Source organism: Gemmatirosa kalamazoonensis (genome assembly GCF_000522985.1).
Classification (GTDB): domain Bacteria; phylum Gemmatimonadota; class Gemmatimonadetes; order Gemmatimonadales; family Gemmatimonadaceae; genus Gemmatirosa; species Gemmatirosa kalamazoonensis.
In genome coordinates this window covers 2,825,307-2,846,297 of the sequence record NZ_CP007128.1, presented here as the reverse complement: position 1 = coordinate 2,846,297, position 20,991 = coordinate 2,825,307, and the positions used below count along the sequence as shown (strand labels likewise).

Below are 20,991 nucleotides of genomic sequence, written 5' to 3'. Positions count from 1 at the left end.
ACTCCATGTCCCCGATGACGTTCCGCCGACTCGGCGGCCGCGGAGCAGCGGCCGCCGCGGCGATCCTGCTGGCCGCCTGCCGCACCGCCGGCACCCCGGGCGGGGCCCGCGGCGCCCCCTCCACCGCCGACGCCGCCCGCATCCACGCCGACGTCGCCTACCTCGCCGACGACCGGCTGGAGGGACGGCTCGCGGGCTCGCCGGGCAACGACAGCGCGGCCGCGTACATCGCGCGACGCTTCCGCGCCCTCGGCCTGAGCACCGTCGAGCAGCGGTTCACCGCGCAGGTGGCCGCGTTCGCCCACGCGGGCCGGTCGCCGGAGCTGACGAGCCAGAACGTCGTGGCGATCGTTCCGGGCCGCGACCCGGCGCTCCGCGGCCAGTCGGTCGTCATCGGCGCGCACTATGACCACCTCGGCCGCGACCGGCTGTTCGCGAGCGACACCGGCACCGCGATCCGCAACGGCGCCGACGACAACGCTTCGGGGACGGCCGCGGTGCTGGAGCTGGCGCGGCTGCTCGCGGCGCACCCGCCGCGCCGGTCGGTGCTGCTCGTCGCGTTCAGCGGCGAGGAGGAAGGGGCGCTCGGCTCCCAGTGGTTCGTCGACCACCCGCCGGTGCCGCTCGACAGCGTCGTCGCGATGCTGAACTTCGACATGGTCGGCCGCCTCGCGAACGACAAGCTGCTCGTCTACGGCGTGGGCACGGCGCCGGAGCTGCCCGGGCTCGTCGACTCGCTGAACGCGGCCGGGCCGCGCCTCGCCCTGAAGACGCTTCCCGACGGCGTCGGGCCGTCCGACCACGCGCCGTTCTATCTCAAGGAGCTCCCCGTCCTCCACTTCTTCACCGACGTCCACCCCGATTACCACGCGGCGGGCGACGACGTCGAGAAGATCAATGCCCCGGGCGAGGCGCGCGTCGTGGACCTCGGCCACGCGATCGCGCGGGCCATCGCCGACCGGCCGGGCCGCCTCACGTTCACGCCGACCGCGACCACGCAGCGCATGGCTTCCGACCCGACGGCGGGACCGCGCCCGTGGTTCGGCAGCATCCCCGACATGGGCTCCGACGCCGCGGGGATGCGCCTCACCGGGGTCACCCCGGGCAGCCCGGCGGACAAAGGTGGCGTGAAGGCGGGGGACGTCGTCGTACAGTTCGGGGACCGGGTCGTCACCGACCTGTACTCCTACACCGACGCCCTGAACGCCTACAAGCCTGGTGACGTCGTTCGCGTCGTGGTCCAGCGCGGAACGATGGGTGAGCGCGTCACGCTCACGGTCACGCTCGGGAAGCGTGGCGAATGACGGAACCGCCAACGCCGCAGGAGACGCCGCAGATGACGCAATCGGTCATGGAGCCGACGACGACGCCGTTCACGGAGCCCGGCATGGCCGCGGAGCCGGCGCCGGAGCACGAGCCCGCGCCCGCCCTTCCCCGGCCCGAGTGGTGGCAGACCGTCGGCGCGTTCCTGCTGTGGACGGTGCTGCACAGCATGTCGGTGTTCCCGGCGAACCCGCTCGCGATGCGCAACGGGGCGCCGCTGCAGCCCGTCATCCCGCCGCTGGCGGGGCTGTTCTACAACCTCGCGCTGGCGGCGCTGTTCGTCTGGTGGTTCGTGGTGCGCGGCGGACGGCTCGCGAGCTACCGGCGCGAGACGTTCCGGCTGCGCGTGCCGCCGCGCGCCGCCATGGTCCGGCTGCCGATGATCGCCGCGGCGGTCGTCGTCGCTGTCTACGCCTCGCTCGTCGTCGTGCCGCGGTTCATTCCCATCCCGCACGACCGCGACGATCCGCTCACCGCGTTCCTCCAGCTGCCGTTCGGCATCGCGACCGTCGTGACGCTCGCCGCGGTGCTCGTGCCGCTGCTCGAGGAGTTCCTGTTCCGCGGCTGGCTCCAGAGCCGGCTCGAGCGGCGCTTCGCCCCGGGCACGGCGATCATCGCCACGGCGGTGATCTTCGGACTCGCGCACTTCCAGCTCTTCGGGCTGCCGGTGCGCGTCATCTTCGGCCTCACGGCGGGCTACCTCGCGTGGTCCACGCGGTCCATCTGGCCGGGCGTCATCCTGCACGCGATCTACAACGGCATGCTGCTCGGCGGCGGCACGGCCGCGCCGGGGATCGACGAGCACGTGCTGCAGCGGTGGGCCAACACGCCGTCGATCTTCTGGCCGTCCGCGGCCGCGTTCTTCCTGAGCTGTCTCGCGTTGGTCGCGCTGCTGCGGAGCGTCGGCCGGGCGCGGGTGGCCGACGAGCCGCTCCACACGTCGCTCGCCTCGGCCGCCTAACGTCACACCCGTCGGGCATGGCGCTGCACCTCTGGTCGTCCGCCGCCTACGCGATCCCGCTGCCCGACGGGCATCGCTTCCCCATGCCGAAGTACGCTCTGCTGCGCGACGCGGTGCTCGCGGCGGGGCTCGTCACGCCGGCGCGGCTGCACGACCCGGGTCGCGCGCCACGCGAGGACCTGCTGCTCGTCCACACGCCGCGCTACGTCGACGCGGTGACCGCCGGCACGCTGAGCGCGGCGGAGCAGCGGCGCATCGGCCTTCCGTGGAGCGAGGCGTTCGTGGAGCGCGCCTACCGCGTCGTGCGCGGCACGTGCGAGGCCGCCGCCGCGGCGCTCGTCGACGGCGTCGCGATGAACCTCGCCGGCGGCACGCACCACGCCTTTCCCGACCGCGGCGAGGGGTTCTGCACGTTCAACGACGTCGCCGTCGCGATCCGCCGGCTGCAGCGCGCCGGATCCGTTAGGCGCGTGTGCGTCGTCGATCTCGACGTGCACCAGGGCAACGGCACCCACGCGTGCTTCGCCGGCGACGCGAGCGTGTTCACGTTCAGCATGCACGGCGCGCGCAACTTCCCGTTCCACAAGATCCCCGGCTCGCTCGACGTGGAGCTCGACGACGGCACCGGCGACGAGCGCTACCTGGAGCTGCTCGGCCACCATCTTCCGCGCGTGCTGCGCGACGCCGCGCCCGACCTGGTGGTCTATCTCGCCGGCGCCGACCCGCACGAGCACGACCGGCTCGGCCGCCTGCGGCTCACGTTCGATGGGCTCATGCGCCGCGACGCCGTGGTCCTCGAGGCGTGCCGCGACGTCGGCCTCCCGGTGTGCCTAACGATCGCCGGCGGATACGGCCGCGACGTGCGCGACACCGTCGCCGTGCACCTCAACACCGTGCGCGTCGCCCGGCAGTTCGCGTGACTAGGTTGTCCGCATGCCCAAGCACATCCCCGCGCCCCGCGCGTCCGGCTACGCCGCCACCACCGACTTACCGCTCTACTGGGCCGCGTGGGGACCGGTGGGCGCGCCGCGCGTCGTCGTGCTCCACGGCGGGCCGGGCGCGCACCACGACTATCTGCTGCCGCAGATGCTGCGGCTGGCCGAGCGGTACGACGCGTTGTTCTACGACCAGCGGGGCGGCGGCCGCTCGAAGACTGACGATCCGGCGCCGATCACCTGGCGCACGCACGTCGACGACCTCGCACGCATCGCCGACGAGCTGGCCCCCGGGCCGCTGCACCTCGTCGGCTACTCGTGGGGCGGGCTGCTCGCGCTGCTGTACACGCTGCACGGGCGAGGCCGTCCGCCGGCGTCGCTCACGCTCATCGACCCCGCGCCGATCTCCCGCGCGTACCGCGCCGAGTTCGAGGCGGAGTTCCTGCGGCGGCAGCAGAGCCCCGCGGTGCAGGCGCTGCGCGCCGAGCTCGCGGCCTCCGGCCTGCGCGAGCGCGATCCGGCGGCGTACCGGCAGCGCAGCTTCGAGCTGAGCGTCGCGGGCTACTTCCACGACCCCGCCGCGACGCACGACCTCACGCCGTTCCGTGTCACCGGCCGCGTGCAGGAGTCGGTCTGGAAGTCGCTCGCCGACTACGACCTGCACGTGTCGCTGGCCCGCGTCTCCTGCCCGACGCTCGTCGTCCACGGCCGCGAGGATCCGATCCCGCTCGCGTCGTCGGAGGCGGCCGCCGAGACGATCCCCGACGCTCGGCTCGTGGTGCTGGAGCGGAGCGGTCACGTCCCGTACGTCGAGAACCCGCAGGGGCTGTGGGACGCCGTGGAGCCGTTCCTGCGCGAGGTGGTCGGCTGACTGAACCGCCGACTGCGGCGATTCTGGAGCCGCAGATCCACAATTGCCCACCGTCTGTCGCACCTGAAGTGTTGCGCCAATGCAACACTGGCGCGGTCCCGGCGTATAATGGTGAGGAACCTGCGCCCGTGCGGCGCACGTAAGTCCTTGTGTGGCCGGAGCGTGGAACGGCGGTCGCCCCCTGTGACGTCGCGAAGCGTGAAGGCCGCTCCTCCGGCCGGCCGGGCGGAGTCTCGGAAAACACGTTCGGTCGGTCGGGGGTTTTCACTCTGGCAGCGCCGCCAGCGCCCCTACCTCGCCCCGGGTCCGACCGCGGTGAAGTAGGTCACGCGGGCGGCGTTGCGTTCGGTGTGAGCGGTACGGGCCGCCGTATATTGGTTGCCATGGACCCCCGCTCCGCCGCCCACGTCCTGACGCGGATCGCCGCGCTGCTCGAGCTGAACGGCGTCAACCGGTTCAAGTCGCGCGCCTACGCCACTGCCGCCCGCAGCGTGCTCGCGCTCGACACGGACGACATCGGGCCGCTGCTGCGGGCGGGAGAGCTGGAGACGCTGCCGGGGCTCGGCCCCGCGACGCTCGCCGTATTGCGCGACCTCGTGGCCACCGGCGACTCCTCCCTGCTCGAGCAGCTCCAGGAGGACACGCCCGAGGGGCTGCTGGAGATGCTCCGCGTCCCCGGCCTCGGCACGACGAAGATCCACGCGATCCACGAGGGCCTCGGCGTCGAGACGCTGCACGATCTGGAGCTCGCGGCGCGCGACGGTCGGCTCGCGGGGCTGCGCGGCTTCGGGCCGAAGACGGCCGAGAAGATCGCGAAGGGGATCGCGTTCCTGAAGGCGAACGGCGCGCTCGTGCTGTACCCGCACGCCGCCGCCGAGGCGGGACGCCTGCTGGAGGACGTGCGGCGTCATCCCGAGGTCGTCGAGGCGGCGGTCGCCGGCTCCGTGCGCCGTCGGCGCGAGGTGATCTGCGACGTCGACGTCGTCGCTGCGGTGCGCGGCAAGCCGGCCGCCGTCGCGCAGTCCTTCGGCCGCGCGCCCGGTGTGCGCGACGTGCTCGGCGCCGGAGGCGGTTCGGCGCGGCTGCGCTACGTCGACGGCACGCAGCTCGACGTGCACTGCGTGGTCCCCGAGCAGTTCGCCGTCGCGCTCTGGCGCGCCACGGGCACCGCGGAGCACGTGGCGGAGGTCGCGGCGCGGCTCGCGGCGCGCGGCTGCCGCCTCGATGGCGACGCCATCACCGACGCGCGCGGTCGTGTCGTGCCCGTACCCGACGAGCCGGCGCTGTACGCGCTCGCCGGGCTGGCGTTCGTCGCGCCCGAGCTGCGCGAGGGCCGCGGCGAGGTGGAGGCGGCGGCCATGGGAGCGCTGCCGTGCCTCGTGTCGCCTAACGACGTGCGCGGCGTGCTGCACTGCCACTCCGACTACTCCGACGGCAACACGACGATCGCCGAGATGGCGGCGGCGGCTCGCGCGCGGGGGTGGAGCTACCTCGGCATCACCGACCACTCGCAGAGCGCGTTCTACGCGGGCGGTCTCACGCGCGACGCCGTGCTCCGGCAGCACGACGAGATCGACGCGCTGAACGAGTCGCTCGGCGCGGAGGGCGCCGCGTTCCGCGTGCTGAAGGGGATCGAGGCCGACATCCTCGAGGACGGACGCGTGGACTTCGGCGGCGACCTGCTCGAGCGGTTCGACTACGTCATCGGATCCGTGCACTCGCGGTTCGGCATGAGCGAGTCCGCGATGACGGAGCGCGTCTGCCGCGCGCTCGACGATCCGCACCTCACGATCCTCGGCCATCCCACCGGACGCCTGCTGCTCACGCGCGAGCCGTACGCCATCGACATGGAGGCGGTGATCGACAAGGCCGCGGAGACCGGTGTCGCGATCGAGCTGAACGCCGACCCGCATCGCCTCGATCTCGACTGGCGGCTCTGCAAGCGCGCGAAGGAGCGCGGCGTGCTCGTGGAGATCGGCCCCGACGCGCATTCCGCGCACGGGCTGGACAACGTGGAGATCGGCGTCGGCGTCGCGCGCAAGGGCTGGCTCGAGCCTAACGACATCCTGAACACCCGCACCGCCGACGACGTGCTCGCGTTCGCGCGCGCGCGCCGCGAGGCGCACCGCTGATGGCCACGAAGACCACGACGAAGACCACGAAGGCGCGGAAGTCGAAGACCGATCCGGCGCGCATCTACGCGCTGCTCGAGGAGACGTATCCCGACGCGCACTGCGAGCTGGACTTCCGCAACGCGTTCGAGCTGCTGTGCGCGACGATCCTCAGCGCGCAGTGCACGGACAAGCGCGTGAACATGGTCACGCCCACGCTGTTCGCGAAGTATCCCGACGCGCGCGCGCTCGCCGACGCGCGGCAGGAGGACGTCGAGGAGATCGTGAAGACGACCGGGTTCTTCCGCAACAAGGCGAAGAGCCTCATCGCGATGGCGCGCGCGCTCGTCGAGCGGCACGGCGGCGAGGTGCCGCGCACGATGGAGGAGCTGGTCGTGCTGCCCGGCGTCGGCCGCAAGACCGCGAACGTGATCCTCGGCAACGCGTACGGCATCAACGAGGGGATCACCGTCGACACGCACGTGCTGCGGCTCGCCGCGCGGCTCGGGCTGACGAAGGAGGACGACGCGGTGAAGGTGGAGCAGGCGCTCATGCCGCTGTTCCCGCGCGACCGCTGGGGGATGCTGTCGCACCTGCTGATCTTCCACGGGCGGCGCACGTGCGACGCGCGCAAGCCGCGGTGCGGCGACTGCGCGCTCGTCGCGCTGTGCCCGTCGGCCGCGGTGTGACCACGCCGCTCGAGCGGGTGCGCCGGCGCGCCAGTCGCGTCCTCTATCGCCAGCTCAACCGGCTGTACCGCACGCTGTTCCCCACCGACGCGCCGGCCGGTCATCTGCGTCCCGCGTCGGTCCGTCGCGTCCTCGTCGTCCGCCACGACGCGGTGGGCGACATGGCCGTGACGCTGCCCGCGCTCGCCTATCTCTCGGCGACGCTCCCCGCGGCGGAGATCGACGTCGTGGCGAGCCCGCGCAACGCGGCGCTGCTGCACGGCGACGCGCGCGTGCGCCGCGTGGAGGTGAACGACCACTCGTGGCGGTCGTGGCTGCGGCTCGTGCGCACGCTGCGCGCGCGGCGCTACGACGTCGTCGTGAGCCCGCTCATGAGTCGTGGGCTGCGCGAGGGACTGTTCGCCGGAATGGTCGCCCGGCGGCACGGGGCGCGTGTGTCGCTGTGGCGCCAGCCACAGTACGTCGGACTGTTCACGCACCTGCACCGCGTGTCGCGCGCGCACCGGCACATGGCGACGCGGCTGCTCGCGCTCGTTCAGGCCACGATCGGCGACGGCGCGCCGGCTCGCCCCGACGTCGCGCAGTGGCCCGCCGTGCTCGCGCGCGATGCCGCGGCGGAGGGGCGCGTCGACGCGTTCCTGTGCGCGCACGTGCGCGGGCCGTTCGTCGCGCTGAACGCGTGGGCCGCCGAGCCGGCGCGCGCGCTCGGTCGCGCGCTGACCACGGAGCTCGCCTGCGCGCTCGCCGGCCACGATGCGGGCCTCACGGTCGTGCTCACGCCGCCGCCGACCGTGGTCGGGGAGGCGGAAGGCGTCGCCGCGGACGCCGCCGCGCGCCTCGGCGACGCCGGGCGCGTGATCGTCGCGCGCCCCGGACCCACGCTGCGCGACCTCGTCGCGCTGCTCCGCCGCGCTGCGGTCGTCGTCACCCCCGACACGGCGAACGTGCACCTCGCGTCCGCGGTCGGCACGCCGGTGGTGTCGATCCACACGCCGCTCGCCGCCGACGTGCGCGACTGGGGACCGTGGGGCGTGCCTAACAGGACGGTCGTGCTGCCCGACGCGCGGCCGCTGCGCGAGACCGATCCCGCCGTCGTCCTCTGCGCATTCGACGCGCTCGTGCGCGAGCTCGGCCTCGGCGTCAGCGCGCTCGCGCGGCCCACGCGCGAACGCGGTCGGCTACCGCATCCGGCGTGATCGCGGCGAGGTCGTCGGCCGCCGTCCCGCCCGTCCGCTCCGGGACGAGCACCTCCGCCCGCTCCCCGATCGGCGCCCATCGCCCCGGGTGAATCGGGCGCCGCGGCGAGAACAGGCCGAGCGTGCGGGTGCCTAACGCCGCGGCGGCGTGCAGCGGGCCGGTGGACGCGGCGACGAAGCCGGCGGCGGCGGCGAGCAGCGCGAGCAGCTCGCGTCCGTCGGTGCGGCCGGTGACGTCGTGCACGTGCGGCGGCTGCGCGTCGAGCCACGCGCGCAGCGCGTCACCCTCGGCGCGCGTGCCCGTGACGAGCACGCGGAACCGCTCCGCGGGCAGCGCGCGGGCCAGCGCGCTCCAGTGGTCGAGCGGCCACTCCGCCGCGCTGCCGCCCGACTGCGGGTGCACGACGAGCGTGAAGCGGTCGCGCGCGACGAGCGGCTGCAGCGCGTCGGGTACCGGCACGCGCGGGCGCAGGCGGCCGCGCGCCGCGAGCCGGTCGAGGGACAGTGCGAGCGCGTCGGCGGGGAGCAGCGTGCGCGCGAGCTGCACGTTCAGCTGCGCCTCGTGGAGCGGCGAGCGCTTGCGCGCGAGCGACTCGAGCCGGTTGCACAGCAGCCAGTGGAACGCTCGCCGCGTGGTGCCGACGCGCAGCGGGATGCGCGCCTGGAACGCGGCCCACGCGATGTCGACGTCGGGCTTCACGTGCAGCACCACGTCGGCGCGGGCATCGGCGAGCCGCGCGCGGGCCTCCGCGCCGCGCGCGTCGTCCCACTCGAGGATCTCGTCGACCGCGTCGCTCGCCTCGAGCACCGGACGCGTGTAGCGCCGGCCGAGGAACACGACGCGATGGCCGCGCGCCTTCAGCAGCCCGCACAGCGGCAGGGTGAGCACGACGTCGCCGATGCGGTCGGTGCGGCTGACGACGACGTTGAGGGCGGTGGGCGGCGGTACCATCGAGGGCGGAACCTACTAGCTTGTTCTCCGTCTCTCACCCGCATCCATGGCCAAGCGCGCTACGTTCGAGACCAACCGCGGCACCATCGTCGCGGAGCTGTACGACGCCGAGGCGCCGAAGACCGTCGCCAACTTCGAGAAGCTGGCGAACGAGGGCTTCTACGACGGCGTGAAGTTCCACCGCGTGATCCCGGACTTCGTGGTCCAGGGGGGCGACCCGCTGTCGCGCGACCTGCCGGCCGGCGACCGTCGGATCGGCACCGGAGGGCCCGGCTACAAGATCCCGGACGAGCTGGCGGGCAACCCGCACAAGCACGAGGAGGGCGCGCTGTCGATGGCGCACGCCGGGCCGAACACGGGCGGCAGCCAGTTCTTCATCGTGCTGAGCGAGCGGACGACGCGGCACCTGAACGGGGTGCACACCGTGTTCGGAAAGGTGGTGGAGGGGCTCGACGTGGTGAAGCAGATCCAGGCGAACGACGTGATGAACACGGTGCGCGTGAGCTGATCCGCTCCGCGCCGATCGATCGGAACCGAACCGTCCCATGGCGAACCAGACGACGCATCACCACCCCGCCCCGAACGTCGACAAGCCGGCCGCGTACCTCGGCCTGCTCTCGGCGGTCGTGTTCCTGCTCGTGGTCGTGGTCACGATCGTGACCCTGACGAACAAGAAGTACGCGGGCGAGGCTCCCGAGGGGGCGGCTGCGGCGGCCACGCACTGAGCCGCACGGGGGTCGGGTTGACACCCCGGCGGGGCCCCTTAGATTACTGACCGGTCAGTCATTAAGCGCGCCACGTGGCGCGCTTTCTTATGGCAAGCTCGTGACTGACTGGTCAGTTATTACAACCATGACGCTGCCTCTGGACTCGGCGCGCCGACGCGCGCCCGACGAGCGCCCCCAGCAGATCCTCGACGCTGCCCTCGCCGTCTTCGACGAGGAGGGCCTCGACCGCGCCCGCCTCGACGACATCGCCCGACGCGCCGGCGTCGCGAAGGGGACGATCTACCTCTACTTCCCGAACAAGGAAGAGCTGTTTCGCGAGGTCGTCCGCCACACCATCGTCTCCCGCCTCGAGGCCGCCCGCGGCAAGCTCGCCGCCGAGCCCGACCTCTCGGCCGTCGACCAGCTGTGCAGCTACATGCACGACTGGTGGGAGTTCCTCCGCACGCCGGCCACGCTCGCCGTCTACCGGCTCGTCATCGGCGAGCTGCACCGCTTCCCCGAGCTCGCCGCGTTCTATCTCGAGGAGGTCGTGAAGCCGGCCCGCGCCTTCGTGTCCGGCATCATCGCCCGCGGCATCGAGCGCGGCGAGTTCCGACGGGTCGACCCCGCCGCCACCGCGCGCACGCTCGCCGCGATGTTCGTCGGCCACGCGCTCTGGTACTGCAAGCCCGAGATGGCGCGGTCGGTCGGCGCCGAGGCGCCGGAACAACTCTTCCAGCAGCTCTGCGACTTCGCTCTTCACGCACTTCGCCCCGCCGTCGGCGAGGCCTGACGATAGAATGACCACGATCTCACGATTTCTCGCGCTCTCCGCCGCCGCGCTCGTGGCCGGGCGCGCCGCATCGCCCGCTTCGCTCGCCGCGCAGACGCCGACGACCCCGCACGACACGATGCTCACGCTCGGCCAGGCCGCCCGCCTCGCCGCGCGCCAGAGCGCCGCGGTGCTCGCCGCGCGCGAGCGCTCCCGTGAGGCCGCCGCGCGCGTCACGCAGGCGCGCTCCGCGCTCCTGCCCGACCTGTCCGCGAACGCGAGCCGCACGGGCCGCACGTTCAACACGGCCACGTTCGGCATCGACTTCCCCGCCCCGCCCGGCCAGCCGCCGCTGTTCGACCCGAACGGCCAGGTCGAGGGGCCGGTGAACCTGTGGGACGTGCGCGGCCGCGTCGCCGCGAACCTGCTGGACCTCGGTGCCCTCGGGCGCGTGCGTGCCGCGCAGTCCGCGCAGCGCGCGACCGGCGCCGAGGCGGAGAACCAGGGCGACCTCGCCGCGACGCAGGCGGCGAGCGCCTACCTCCGCGCCCTGCGCGCCGAGGGACAGTACCGCGCGCGCGCGGCCGACTCCGCGCTCGCGCTCGATCTGCTCGGCATCGCGCAGGAGCAGCTCCGCGCCGGCACGGGTGTCGCGCTCGACGTCACGCGCGCGCAGTCGCAGATCGCGCAGTCGCAGGCGGCGCTCATCACCGCGCGCGCCGACCGCGACCGCGCGCAGCTCGACCTGCGCCGCGCGCTGAACCTGTCGCTCGACACGCCGATCCGGCTCGCCGATTCGTTAGGCACGCTCCCGGCGAACGAGTCGCTGCCGAACGAGACCGATGCGGTGCAGCGCGCCCTCGCGAACCGGCCGGACCTCCGCGCCGCCGCCGCGCAGGTCGAGGCGGCGCGCCGGCAGACGAGCGCCATCAAGGCGGAGCGGCTCCCCACCGTGTCGGCCTTCGTCGATCAGGGGAACATCGGCAAGGACCTGAACCACATGCTGCCGACGTACGACTACGGCGTGCAAGTGTCGCTGCCGATCTTCGACGGCTTCCGCCGCGAGGGGCGCGTCGAGGAGCAGCAGGCCGTCGCGAACGAGGCGGAGCTGCGCCGCCGCGACCTGGAGGCGCAGGCCGCCGTCGAGGTCCGCGGCGCGCTGCTCGACCTCCGCGCCGCGCGCGAGCAGGTCGCCGCGACGGCGGAGCGCGTGCGCCTCGCCGAGCAGGAGCTGTCGCAGGCACGCGAGCGGTTCCGCGCCGGCGTCGCCGGCAACGCGGACGTCATCACCGCCTCGCTCTCGCTGAACGCCGCGCGCACCGCGTCGGTGGACGCGCTCACCGCCTACCAGACGGCCCGCGTCTCGCTCGCGCGCGCGCAGGGCTCGCTCACCGAGCTGCCCTGACCGTGATCGACGACGCGCCTAACGATCCGCACACGACTTCTCCGTCACGCCCGAGGATTTCCGACATGTCCGCCGCGACCGCTCCCGAGACCAGCCGCCCCGCACCCGCCCGCGTGCCGACGCCCGCACCCGATCCCGCCCCCGCGGGCTCCAAGAAGCGCTTCGTCCTGCCGATCGTCGGGCTGCTCGTGCTCGGCGGCGCCGCGTGGGGCGTGAAGCAGTGGACGTACGGCCGCGCCCACGAGTCGACCGACGACGCGCAGGTGGACGGCCACATCGTCCCCGTCATCGCGAAGGTCGGCGGCTACGTGAAGAACGTGACCGTCGTCGAGAACCAGGCCGTGCGCGAGGGGCAGCTCCTCGTGCAGATCGACGACGCGGAGTACCGCGTGAAGCTCGCGCAGGCGGAGGCCGACCTCGCCGCCGCGCAGGCGACGACGACCGGCGGCACCGCCGCGGTCGGCCAGACGCGCGCGCAGGTGCAGAGCGCGACGAGCCAGACCGCGGCCGGCGAGGCGCAGGTCGCCGCCGCGCGCGCGAACCTCGACAAGGCGGAGAGCGATCTGCGCCGCTATGAGGATCTCGCGTCGAAGCAGATCGTGTCGCAGCAGGCGCTCGACGCGATGCGCGCCGCCGCCGCGTCGGCGCGGGCGAACCTGCTCGCGGTGCAGCGCCAGGCCTCGGCCACCGGCGCCGGCGTGACGGGCGCGCAGGCGAACGTGCAGAGCGCGGAGGCGAATGTGCGGCTCGCGCAGGCGCGCACCGGCGCGGCGAAGGCGGCGCGCGACAATGCCGCGCTGCAGCTCTCGTACACGACGGTGAACGCGCCGGCCTCCGGCACCGTGTCGCGCAAGACGGTGGAGGTGGGGCAGCTCGTGCAGCCCGGGCAGACGCTGATGTCGGTCGTCGCCGACACCGGCACGTGGGTGACGGCGAACATGAAGGAGACGCAGCTCAAGGATCTGCGCGTCGGGCAGAAGGCGGAGGTCGAGGTCGACGCCTACGCCGGCGCGACGATCGAGGGCACCGTGGAGAGCCTGAGCAGCGCGACGGGCGCGAAGTTCGCCCTGCTGCCGCCGGACAACGCCACGGGGAACTTCACGAAGGTCGTGCAGCGCGTGCCGGTGCGCATCCACATCACGAAGGGGCTCGGCAAGGACCGTCCGCTGCGTCCTGGCATGAGCGTCGTCGTGCACGTCGACACGAAGTGAGCGCGACCGCCGTCGCCCGTCCGAGCGGGCGACACGCCGCCCAGGCGATCCCCGGCGTCGAGCAGTACCGCTGGTTCATTCTCCTGGGCCTCATCACCGCCGCGGTGATGGAGGTGCTCGACACGACGATCATCAACGTCGCGCTCCCGCAGATGGCGGGGAACCTGAGCGCGACGCAGGAAGAGATCGCGTGGGTGAGCACCTCCTACATCCTCGCGAACGTCGTCGTGCTGCCGATGACCGCGTTCTTCACGGCGCGGTTCGGGCGCAAGCGCTATCTGACGTTCTCGATCGTGCTGTTCATCGTCGCGTCGTTCCTGTGCGGCACGTCGTCGAGCCTCGGGGAGCTCGTGTTCTTCCGGCTGCTGCAGGGCGCCGGCGGCGCGGCGCTGCTCTCGACCGCGCAGGCGACGCTCCGACAGATCTTCCCGGCGCGCGAGCAGGGGCTGGTACAGGCGATCTTCCTCCTCGGCATCATCGTCGCGCCGACGCTCGGGCCGACGCTGGGCGGCTGGATCACCGACAACTACACGTGGAGCTGGTGCTTCTTCATCAACGTGCCGATCGGCGTCGCGTCGACGCTGCTCGTCTCCACGTTCCTGCACGATGCGCCTAACGCGCAGCGCCACACCGGCGACATCGACTGGCTCGGCATCGGGCTGCTGATCGCCGGCGTCGGCTCGCTGCAGTACGTGTTGGAGGAGGGGAACTCGCACGACTGGTTCTCCGACGCCTGGATCGTGCGGCTGTCGATCCTCTCGGCGGTGTCGCTCGCCACGCTGCTCTGGTGGCAGCTCTCGTCGCGCAACAAGCACCCCGTGATCGAGCTGCGGGTGCTGAAGAACCGTCAGCTGTCGGCGTCGATCTTCCTGTTCATCGTCCTCGGCTTCGGCCTGTACGGCGGCGCGATCCTGTTCCCGCTGTTCACGCAGACCATTCTCGGCTTCACGCCGACGGCCACGGGGCTGTCGATGATGCCGGGCGGCATCGCCACGGCATGCGTCGCGCTGTTCTGCGGCTTCATGCTGAACGGCGACAAGCCGAAGGCCGACGCGCGCGTGCTGATCCTCGTCGGCATGGCGCTCATGCTGTGGGCGATGTGGGACCTCGGCCACCTCACGACCGTGGCCGGCGAGCGCGATGCGCGCATGGCGCTCATCATCCGCGGCCTGTCGCTCGGCTTCCTGTTCACGCCGATCAACAACGTCGCGTTCGGGAGCCTGAAGCCGCACGAGGCGCAGCAGGCGTCGGGGCTCATCAACCTCTCGCGGCAGCTCGGCGGGTCGTTCGGCATCGCGGTGCTGACCACGTATCTCACGCGCCACATCGCGTTCCACCGCGCCGACCTCGTGACGAACCTCTATCCCGGCAATCCGGCGTTCGAGCAGCGCTATCAGGCGCTCGTCGGGGGGATGCTGGCGAAGGGCGGCTCGCTGATCGACGCGCGGACGCAGGCGCTGAAGATCCTTGAGGGGTCACTGATGAAGCAGGCGGCGATGCTCGCCTACAACGACGCGTGGATGTTCATCCTGCTGTCGTTCCTGTGCGTGATCCCGGCGGTGTTCATCCTCCGGCGGCCGAAGGGGCGGGTGGCGGTGGACGCGCACTGAGGGCTGGTGCGCGCGGCCTGGGGTCCACGTACGCGTTTCTGTAGGACTGAAGAAGGACTGAAGAAGGACTGAAGGAGGACTGAAGAAGGACCAACACTTCTTGTTGGTGTTTCCTTCTTCAGTCCTCCTTCAGTCCGCCGTGGTCCAACGAACACTCGTACGTGGAGTCGCGACCGGCGCGCCGCTCCGCAAGCGGTGGGGCACGCCCTTGTCACGCGCCGTGGGCCTCGCCATGATGGCGCACACACGCGGAGGTGCGCCATGCCCCGTCTCCTGCTGCCCGGCATCGTCCCCGTCGTTCACATCAGACGCGTCGGAGGTGGCCCTCCTCCGGTGTACGTGATCGACCAGGCCGTGGGCCGCGCGGCGCCGAACGACCGAGCGGACGTGCTGCTCGTGCAGTACCTGCTCCGCGTGGCGACGGAGAAAGCATTCGCCCAGCCGGCGCCAATGCAGGCCGACACGGTACTGGCGGGGTCGTACACGCCGCCTCCCCCGGGTGGTCTCCGCGCGGCGATCGGGGTGGCACCACGGCACACGCCGCACCCGCCGCCGCCGGCTCGGCCGCCGCTCCCCGACACGTCGCCGATCGTCATCGACGGTGTCTGCGGTCCACAGACGATCGCTTTCATCGAGTACTTCCAGGCGACACAGCCGACGATCCCGGCTCGCGACGGCAGAGTCGAGCCGCCCGCCCCTTCGACTCCCACCCTCGCGGCGCTCAACGCGGTGCTGTTCGCCGAGCGCCAGGGGATGATCTTCAGGCTGTTCGCCGACGGTGCCTTTCCCGCCGAGCTGCGCGAGTACTTCTACGACGGTTAGCCGACGCCGCCCCGCGGCCCCGGAACTCCCGGGGACCGGCGCGACGAACCCTGGCCGACGCCTGGCGCGCAAGAGCCCGCCAGGCGTTATCGTATCCAACATGCCCCTCCCTTCCCGCCAGGACGCGCTCGCGCTGGTCCACGAGTACACGAAGTCGGAATCGCTGCGGAAGCACATGCTCGCGGTCGAGGCGGCGATGCGGGCCTACGCGCGGCGGTTCGGTGAGGACGAGGAGCGGTGGGGACTCGCCGGCCTGCTCCATGACTTCGACTACGAGCGGTGGCCGAACGCGGCGCGCTCGCCGACCGAAGAACACCCGTCAGCGGGGGTGCATATCCTCCGCCGGACCGGCTATCCTGAGGATGTCCTCGAGGCGATCCTCGGCCACGCCGAGTACACCGGGACACCCCGTACGACCCGCATGGCGAAGACCCTGTTCGCGGTCGACGAGCTGACGGGATTGATCACGGCCACCGCTCTGGTGAAGCCGTCCCGCAGCGTCCACGACGTCGACGCTGGCGGCGTTCGGAAGAAGATGAAAGACAAGGCGTTCGCCCGCGGAGTGAGCCGGGAGGACGTTCTACGTGGGGCGGAGGAGCTCGGCGTTCCGCTCGACGAGCACATCGCGTTCGTCATCGAGGCCATGCGCGCGGAATCCGCAGCGCTCGGTCTCTGATTTCCCGATACAGCTCTTCGATTTCCCCCGCCAACGCTCCTCGTGAGCGGCGCGTAGACCGTGCGAACTCCTCTCCTGCCCCCCCAGGATGACTTCACCCGCGCTCGCCGTGCCCTTCGGACTCCCCGATAGGGCTGCCGCCGTCCGTCCCGCTGCGCGCGTCGAGACCCAGGTGCCGCTGCCGGCACCGGTCTCGGACGCCGCGCTCGCGGAGCGCGAGCTGGTCCTCGCCGCCCAGGCGGGAGACACGCACGCGTTCGCCGGGCTCGTCCGGATGCACCAACGGCGCGCGTACGCCGTGGCCCGCGCGATCGTGCTGACGCACGAGGACGCGGAGGACGCGGTCCAGGAGGGCTTCCTGCACTCGTACCGGGCGCTCGATCGATTCCGCCCGGAGCAGGCGTTCGGCGCGTGGCTCCATCGCATCGTCGCCAACGCCGCGCTCGACATCGCGCGCCGCCGCAAGGTGCGCGACGCCGACGAGCTGCCGGAGACCGTCGCCTCGCCGCGCCCGTCGCGCGATCCGGCGGAGTCGCAGGAGCTGCGGGCGCGTCTGCAGGCTGCGATGGCGCAGCTCGGGGCGCGGCAGCGTGCGGTGATCGTCCTGCACGACATCGAGGGGTTCAAGCACGCCGAGATCGGTGCCGCGCTCGGGATTCCCGAGGGCACCGCTCGGTCGGACCTACACCACGCCCGCGCCCAGCTCCGCCGGCTGCTCGGCGACGTGCGAGAGGACCTCTGATGCGACGCTTCCGCGTCATTCGCGGCGGACTCGATCGCCCACCGACCGACACGCACGACGTCCAGGAGCCACCGGAGGACCAGGAGGACCCGGCGCTCACCGGTCGGCTGCGCTCGCTGTACGCGCCGCCGGCGGAGAACTACTGGGACGGCTTCGAGGCGACGATCATGGCGGCGGTGCGGGCCGGGCGCGCCGCGCCGGCGGCTGCCGCGGAGTGGATCCAGACGCTCGCGCGCTGGGCGCGTCCGGGGCTCGCCGCGGCGACCGTGCTGCTCGGGGTGCTGGGCGGCGTGTGGCTGCAGACGCGCGGCAGCCGGTCCGACGCGCTCTATCGCGCGGTCCTCGAGGAGTCGCCGGCGTTCACCATCGAGCCGCTGGACGAGGAGTTCGCGCGCGCCACCGACAACTGGGGACCGGCGTCGAGCGCGACGTCGGACCAGGCGCGAGCGGCCGCATACTTACTGACCGACGGCGTGAAGCGACCCGCGCGCGTGCCGCGGGAGCTGGAAGGCTCGCCCGACGCCTCCGCCGACCCGGCGCCCGACGCCGCGTCGCCGGTGGACTCCGCCCGCGCCCGTCGCGACACCACGCCCCGACGCCCGACGCCCTGAGAGCGATTCCGTGCTGCGCTCTCAGCAACTGGCGGCGATGTTCCTGCTCGGCGCCTTCGTCGTCGGCGGTACGTTGGGCTTCACCGTGGATCGCATCGTGAGCGACCGGCTGCGCGCCGGGGCGCCGCAGATCTCGGTCGTCGACGCGTTCGCCGAGGAGCTCGAGCTCTCCGCCCCGCAGCGCGCGGCCGTGGACTCGATCCTCACCGCGCGCAACCGGGTCATGGACTCCATCATGGGCCCGCTGAAACCGCGGCTCCACGCGGTGCGCGACTCCGCGCGCCACGCCATCGCGCTCCGGCTCACCGACGCCCAGCGCGCGAAGTTCGACGCCTACATCGAGCGGACGAAGAGCCACAACTGAGAGGGCAGGAGGGCAGGAGCGCAGGAGGGCAGGAGTCCGATGCTCTCCTGCCCTCCTGCGCTCCTGCCCTCCTGCCCTGTCATTCGATCCGGAACTCGAACGGCAGCTCCACGAGCTGACGCACGCGGTGGCCGCCGGCTTCGGCGGGACGGAACCGCAGCGAGCCGACGGTGCGGAGCGCGGCGTCGCCGAACGCCGGGTGGGTCGCGGTCACGAGCTGCACGCTCACCTGCTCGACGCGGCCGAGCGTGTCGACGACGAAGCGCACGACGACGCGGCCGCCGAGCCCCTGCGCGCGCAGCGCCTCCGGGTAGCGCGGCCGGAGCTGGCCGAGCGGGACCGCGACCTTGTCGACGTAGCGCGCGTCGCGCGGCGCGTCGCCCGTCGGCGCACCGGCGCTTCCGTCCTCCGCGCCGCTCGCCAGCCCCTTCACGAACGTGTCGCCGAGCCCGCGCGTGGGGTCCGGCATCGAGCCGATCGGCGGGATGCCGTCGACGATGGGCCCGATCGTGAGCGGCGGCGCCTGCGGCGCGCTCGGCGCGGCCGGCGACGTGGACGGCGTGGTGGACCGCGACGTGCGCGACGCCACGGGGGTCGGCGGCGGGTCGCGCGGCGGCTCGTAGAAGATGGTCTTCTCGCGCGTCTCGTGGTCCTCCAGCCCGGCGTGCGCGCTCGCCGTCGCGACCGCCGCACCGGCGATCAGCGTCGCATGCACGAGGATGCTCACCGCCGTTCCGGCGCGGCTGCGCCGCCGCCGCGCGCTCGACTCCAGTAGCTGCATCGCGCTCCCTCCTGGGGTTGGGGTTCGGAAGAAGCATCGCGCGCCGAGATGAACGCCCCGTGGCGGCGGCGTTAGCGTTCGCTCGCGAGTCGATGAAGAAACGGCGGCGTTCTCATGAGCGAACGATGAAGCTCGCTCGCTGGACGCTGCCGGCGGGGGCTCTCTATCATTCACGACGGTCGCGGCTCGGCCCGCGACCCGATTCTTGCGAGACCGGCGTAGCTGGCCGATCCGCGTCTCTCTCAGACCCGGCATGTCCGCTGAGTCAGCTCGACCATCCGGTGGGCCGGACGAACCCTCGGGCCTCGTGACGCAGGCGTTCCCGACGGAGACGCACCCGACCACCGGCGCGCCGCACCACCACCGCCCCGACGCCAACCCCACCGGCCGGCGGCTCGCCACCCTGATGCTCACGGCGCTCGGCGTCGTGTACGGCGACATCGGGACGAGCCCCCTGTACTCCATCAAGGAGTGCTTCCGCCGCGAGTTCGGGCTGGCCGTGACCCCCGTCAACGTCTACGGCGTGCTGTCGCTCATCGTGTGGGCGCTCGTGCTCGTCGTGAGCGTGAAGTACGTCGCGTTCATCCTGCGCGCCGACAACAAGGGCGAGGGCGGCGTGTTCGCCCTGCTCGCGCTCATCCTCGCGCGGCAGCAGCGCGACACGGAGCGTCGCACGCGCGCGATCCTCATCACGATGGGGCTGTTCGGCGGGGCGTTCCTGTACGGCGACGGCATGATCACGCCCGCCATCTCCGTGCTCGGCGCGGTCGAAGGGCTCCAGATCGTGACGCCGGCGCTCGCGAAGTTCATCGTGCCGATCACGTTCGCGATCATCTTCACGCTGTTCTACTTCCAGTACAAAGGCACCGCGAAGGTGGGCGGCGCGTTCGGCTGGATCATGCTCGCGTGGTTCGTCTCCATCGGCGTGCTGGGCATCATGGAGATCACGCAGCACCCGGGCATCTTCCGCGCGATGAACCCGTGGTACGCGGTGACGTTCTTTCCCGCGCACCCGAAGGAGTCGTTCGTCGTGCTCGGCGCGGTGGTGCTCGTGATCACGGGCGGCGAGGCGCTGTACGCCGACATGGGGCACTTCGGCCGCAAGCCGATCCGATGGGCGTGGTTCGGCTTCGTGCTTCCGTGCCTGCTGCTGAACTACTTCGGGCAGGGCGCGCTGGTGCTGCGCGACCGCACGGCGGTGTCGAACCCGTTCTACATGCTCGCGCCGCCGGCGTTCCAGATCCCCCTGCTCGTGATCGCGACGCTCGCCGCGATCGTCGCGTCGCAGGCGCTCATCTCCGGCGCGTTCTCGCTCACGCAGCAGGCGGTGCAGCTCGGGTACACGCCGCGGCTCAACATCGTGCACACGTCGAGCGAGCAGGCGGGGCAGATCTACATCCCCGAGGTGAACAAGGCGCTCGCCGTCGGCACGCTGCTGCTCGTCGTCGCGTTCCGCTCGTCCGCCGCGCTCGCGGCGACGTACGGTGTCGCGGTGACGGCGACGATGGCGATCACGACGATGCTGTTCGTGGTGATCGCGCGGCAGCGCTTCGGCTGGTCCAAGCTCAAGGCGCGCACGTTCCTCTACGGCTTCCTGTTCATCGACCTGCTGTTCCTCGCGTCGAACCTGCTGAAGGTGCCGCACGGCGGGTGGGTGCCGCTCACCATCGCGGGGATCGTGTTCCTGCTGATGACGACGTGGAAGAAGGGGCGCGACATCCTGCTCGAGCACATGGAGACCAGCTCGCTGCCGATGGACGCGTTCATCTCCGACGTCGCGCGGCGCAAGCCGCACCGCGTGAGCGGCACGGCGGTGTTCATGACGTCCGCGCGCGGCGGGGCGCCGGTGGTGCTGCTGCATCACCTGAAGCACATGAAGGTGCTGCACCAGCAGGTGATCCTCCTCTCCATCCGCACGGCCGACGTGCCCGACGTGGACGAGCAGGAGACGCTGGAGGTGGAGGAGCTCGGGCAGGGCTTCTGGCGCGTGCTGGCCACGTACGGCTTCATGGAGCAGCCGAACGTGCCGGACATCATGAAGTTCCTGAACGCGCGCGGCGTGCGTACGCGGCCGGGCGACACGTCGTTCTTCCTCGGGCGCGAGCGACTGATCGCGACGGGCAAGAGCCGCATGGCGCGCTGGCGGAAGAAGATCTTCGCGCTCATGTCGCGTAACGCCCTCTCGGCGACGGAGTTCTTCTCCATCCCGCCGAACCGCGTCGTGGAGCTGGGCGCGCAGATCGAATTCTGAC

General features: G+C 72.1%; 21 protein-coding genes. 19 read left to right on the top strand and 2 right to left on the bottom strand.

The genetic code is table 11. The features are described 5' to 3' along the window. The first annotated feature begins 5 nt into the window (after nucleotides 1-5). From J421_RS12230 to J421_RS12200, 7 genes are all read left to right on the top strand, one after another. Complete coding sequence (locus J421_RS12230; protein ID WP_148306287.1) at nucleotides 6-1,304, top strand: M20/M25/M40 family metallo-hydrolase; 1,299 nt, start codon at nucleotides 6-8, stop codon at nucleotides 1,302-1,304. Then, a complete protein-coding gene (locus J421_RS12225) occupies nucleotides 1,301-2,284 on the top strand; it encodes a CPBP family intramembrane glutamic endopeptidase (protein ID WP_104022555.1) in 984 nt (327 codons plus the stop codon). The genes J421_RS12230 and J421_RS12225 overlap by 4 nt, the downstream gene beginning before the upstream one ends. A gap of 17 nt (nucleotides 2,285-2,301) precedes the next feature. Continuing rightward, a complete protein-coding gene (locus J421_RS12220) occupies nucleotides 2,302-3,204 on the top strand; it encodes a histone deacetylase family protein (RefSeq protein WP_201773008.1) in 903 nt (300 codons plus the stop codon). Nucleotides 3,205-3,217: 13 nt separating this feature from the next. Further along, nucleotides 3,218-4,090, top strand: coding sequence for an alpha/beta fold hydrolase (locus J421_RS12215; protein WP_025411457.1), 873 nt, complete (start codon nucleotides 3,218-3,220; stop codon nucleotides 4,088-4,090). A 383-nt stretch (nucleotides 4,091-4,473) separates the two neighbouring features. Beyond that, entirely contained in the window at nucleotides 4,474-6,222 is a 1,749-nt protein-coding gene (gene polX / locus J421_RS12210) for a DNA polymerase/3'-5' exonuclease PolX (protein ID WP_025411456.1), read from the top strand. Further along, the gene (gene nth / locus J421_RS12205; RefSeq protein WP_104022554.1) at nucleotides 6,222-6,890 is read left to right on the top strand and encodes an endonuclease III; all 669 of its coding nucleotides are present in this window, start codon (nucleotides 6,222-6,224) and stop codon (nucleotides 6,888-6,890) included. The genes polX and nth overlap by 1 nt, the downstream gene beginning before the upstream one ends. Beyond that, nucleotides 6,887-8,086: a glycosyltransferase family 9 protein gene (locus J421_RS12200; RefSeq protein ID WP_148306286.1), complete on the top strand. Its 1,200-nt coding sequence runs from the start codon at nucleotides 6,887-6,889 to the stop codon at nucleotides 8,084-8,086. The genes nth and J421_RS12200 overlap by 4 nt, the downstream gene beginning before the upstream one ends. Here J421_RS12200 and J421_RS12195 read toward each other — a convergent pair. Next, complete coding sequence (locus J421_RS12195; RefSeq protein ID WP_025411453.1) at nucleotides 8,031-9,038, bottom strand: glycosyltransferase family 9 protein; 1,008 nt, start codon at nucleotides 9,036-9,038, stop codon at nucleotides 8,031-8,033. The two genes, J421_RS12200 and J421_RS12195, sit on opposite strands and share 56 nt — an antisense overlap. Nucleotides 9,039-9,084: 46 nt before the next feature. Between J421_RS12195 and J421_RS12190 the strand changes: the two genes are divergently transcribed. The 11 genes from J421_RS12190 (at nucleotide 9,085) to J421_RS12140 (ending at nucleotide 17,958) form a co-directional block, all read left to right on the top strand. Then, nucleotides 9,085-9,546: a peptidylprolyl isomerase gene (locus J421_RS12190; RefSeq protein WP_025411452.1), complete on the top strand. Its 462-nt coding sequence runs from the start codon at nucleotides 9,085-9,087 to the stop codon at nucleotides 9,544-9,546. A gap of 37 nt (nucleotides 9,547-9,583) precedes the next feature. Then, nucleotides 9,584-9,763: a hypothetical protein gene (locus J421_RS12185; protein ID WP_025411451.1), complete on the top strand. Its 180-nt coding sequence runs from the start codon at nucleotides 9,584-9,586 to the stop codon at nucleotides 9,761-9,763. A 127-nt stretch (nucleotides 9,764-9,890) separates the two neighbouring features. Beyond that, nucleotides 9,891-10,538 carry a TetR/AcrR family transcriptional regulator gene (locus J421_RS12180; RefSeq protein ID WP_025411450.1) on the top strand — a complete coding sequence of 216 codons (648 nt, stop codon included), beginning with the start codon at nucleotides 9,891-9,893 and terminating at the stop codon, nucleotides 10,536-10,538. Between the two features lie 7 nt (nucleotides 10,539-10,545). Beyond that, complete coding sequence (locus J421_RS12175; protein WP_025411449.1) at nucleotides 10,546-11,922, top strand: TolC family protein; 1,377 nt, start codon at nucleotides 10,546-10,548, stop codon at nucleotides 11,920-11,922. 65 nt (nucleotides 11,923-11,987) lie between these two features. After that, nucleotides 11,988-13,133, top strand: coding sequence for an HlyD family secretion protein (locus J421_RS12170; RefSeq protein ID WP_025411448.1), 1,146 nt, complete (start codon nucleotides 11,988-11,990; stop codon nucleotides 13,131-13,133). Further along, nucleotides 13,130-14,743 (top strand): DHA2 family efflux MFS transporter permease subunit, encoded by a 1,614-nt coding sequence (locus J421_RS12165; protein WP_025411447.1) that lies wholly within the window; start codon nucleotides 13,130-13,132, stop codon nucleotides 14,741-14,743. The genes J421_RS12170 and J421_RS12165 overlap by 4 nt, the downstream gene beginning before the upstream one ends. A gap of 261 nt (nucleotides 14,744-15,004) precedes the next feature. Beyond that, nucleotides 15,005-15,565 carry a hypothetical protein gene (locus tag J421_RS12160; RefSeq protein ID WP_148306285.1) on the top strand — a complete coding sequence of 187 codons (561 nt, stop codon included), beginning with the start codon at nucleotides 15,005-15,007 and terminating at the stop codon, nucleotides 15,563-15,565. A gap of 100 nt (nucleotides 15,566-15,665) precedes the next feature. Next, the gene (locus tag J421_RS12155) at nucleotides 15,666-16,241 is read left to right on the top strand and encodes an HD domain-containing protein (RefSeq protein ID WP_025411445.1); all 576 of its coding nucleotides are present in this window, start codon (nucleotides 15,666-15,668) and stop codon (nucleotides 16,239-16,241) included. A 109-nt stretch (nucleotides 16,242-16,350) separates the two neighbouring features. Next, on the top strand, nucleotides 16,351-16,983 hold the full coding sequence (locus J421_RS12150; RefSeq protein WP_158508768.1) for an RNA polymerase sigma factor: 633 nt from the start codon (nucleotides 16,351-16,353) through the stop codon (nucleotides 16,981-16,983). Next, nucleotides 16,983-17,594: a hypothetical protein gene (locus J421_RS12145; RefSeq protein ID WP_104022552.1), complete on the top strand. Its 612-nt coding sequence runs from the start codon at nucleotides 16,983-16,985 to the stop codon at nucleotides 17,592-17,594. Before J421_RS12150 ends, J421_RS12145 begins: the two co-directional genes overlap by 1 nt. Nucleotides 17,595-17,604: 10 nt before the next feature. Then, a complete protein-coding gene (locus J421_RS12140) occupies nucleotides 17,605-17,958 on the top strand; it encodes a hypothetical protein (RefSeq protein ID WP_148306284.1) in 354 nt (117 codons plus the stop codon). Between the two features lie 79 nt (nucleotides 17,959-18,037). Here J421_RS12140 and J421_RS12135 read toward each other — a convergent pair whose 3' ends face one another. After that, nucleotides 18,038-18,739, bottom strand: coding sequence for a TonB family protein (locus J421_RS12135; protein WP_025411443.1), 702 nt, complete (start codon nucleotides 18,737-18,739; stop codon nucleotides 18,038-18,040). Between the two features lie 253 nt (nucleotides 18,740-18,992). Between J421_RS12135 and J421_RS12130 the strand changes: the two genes are divergently transcribed. Further along, nucleotides 18,993-20,990: a potassium transporter Kup gene (locus J421_RS12130; protein WP_104022551.1), complete on the top strand. Its 1,998-nt coding sequence runs from the start codon at nucleotides 18,993-18,995 to the stop codon at nucleotides 20,988-20,990. The last annotated feature ends 1 nt before the right edge of the window (nucleotide 20,991 follow it).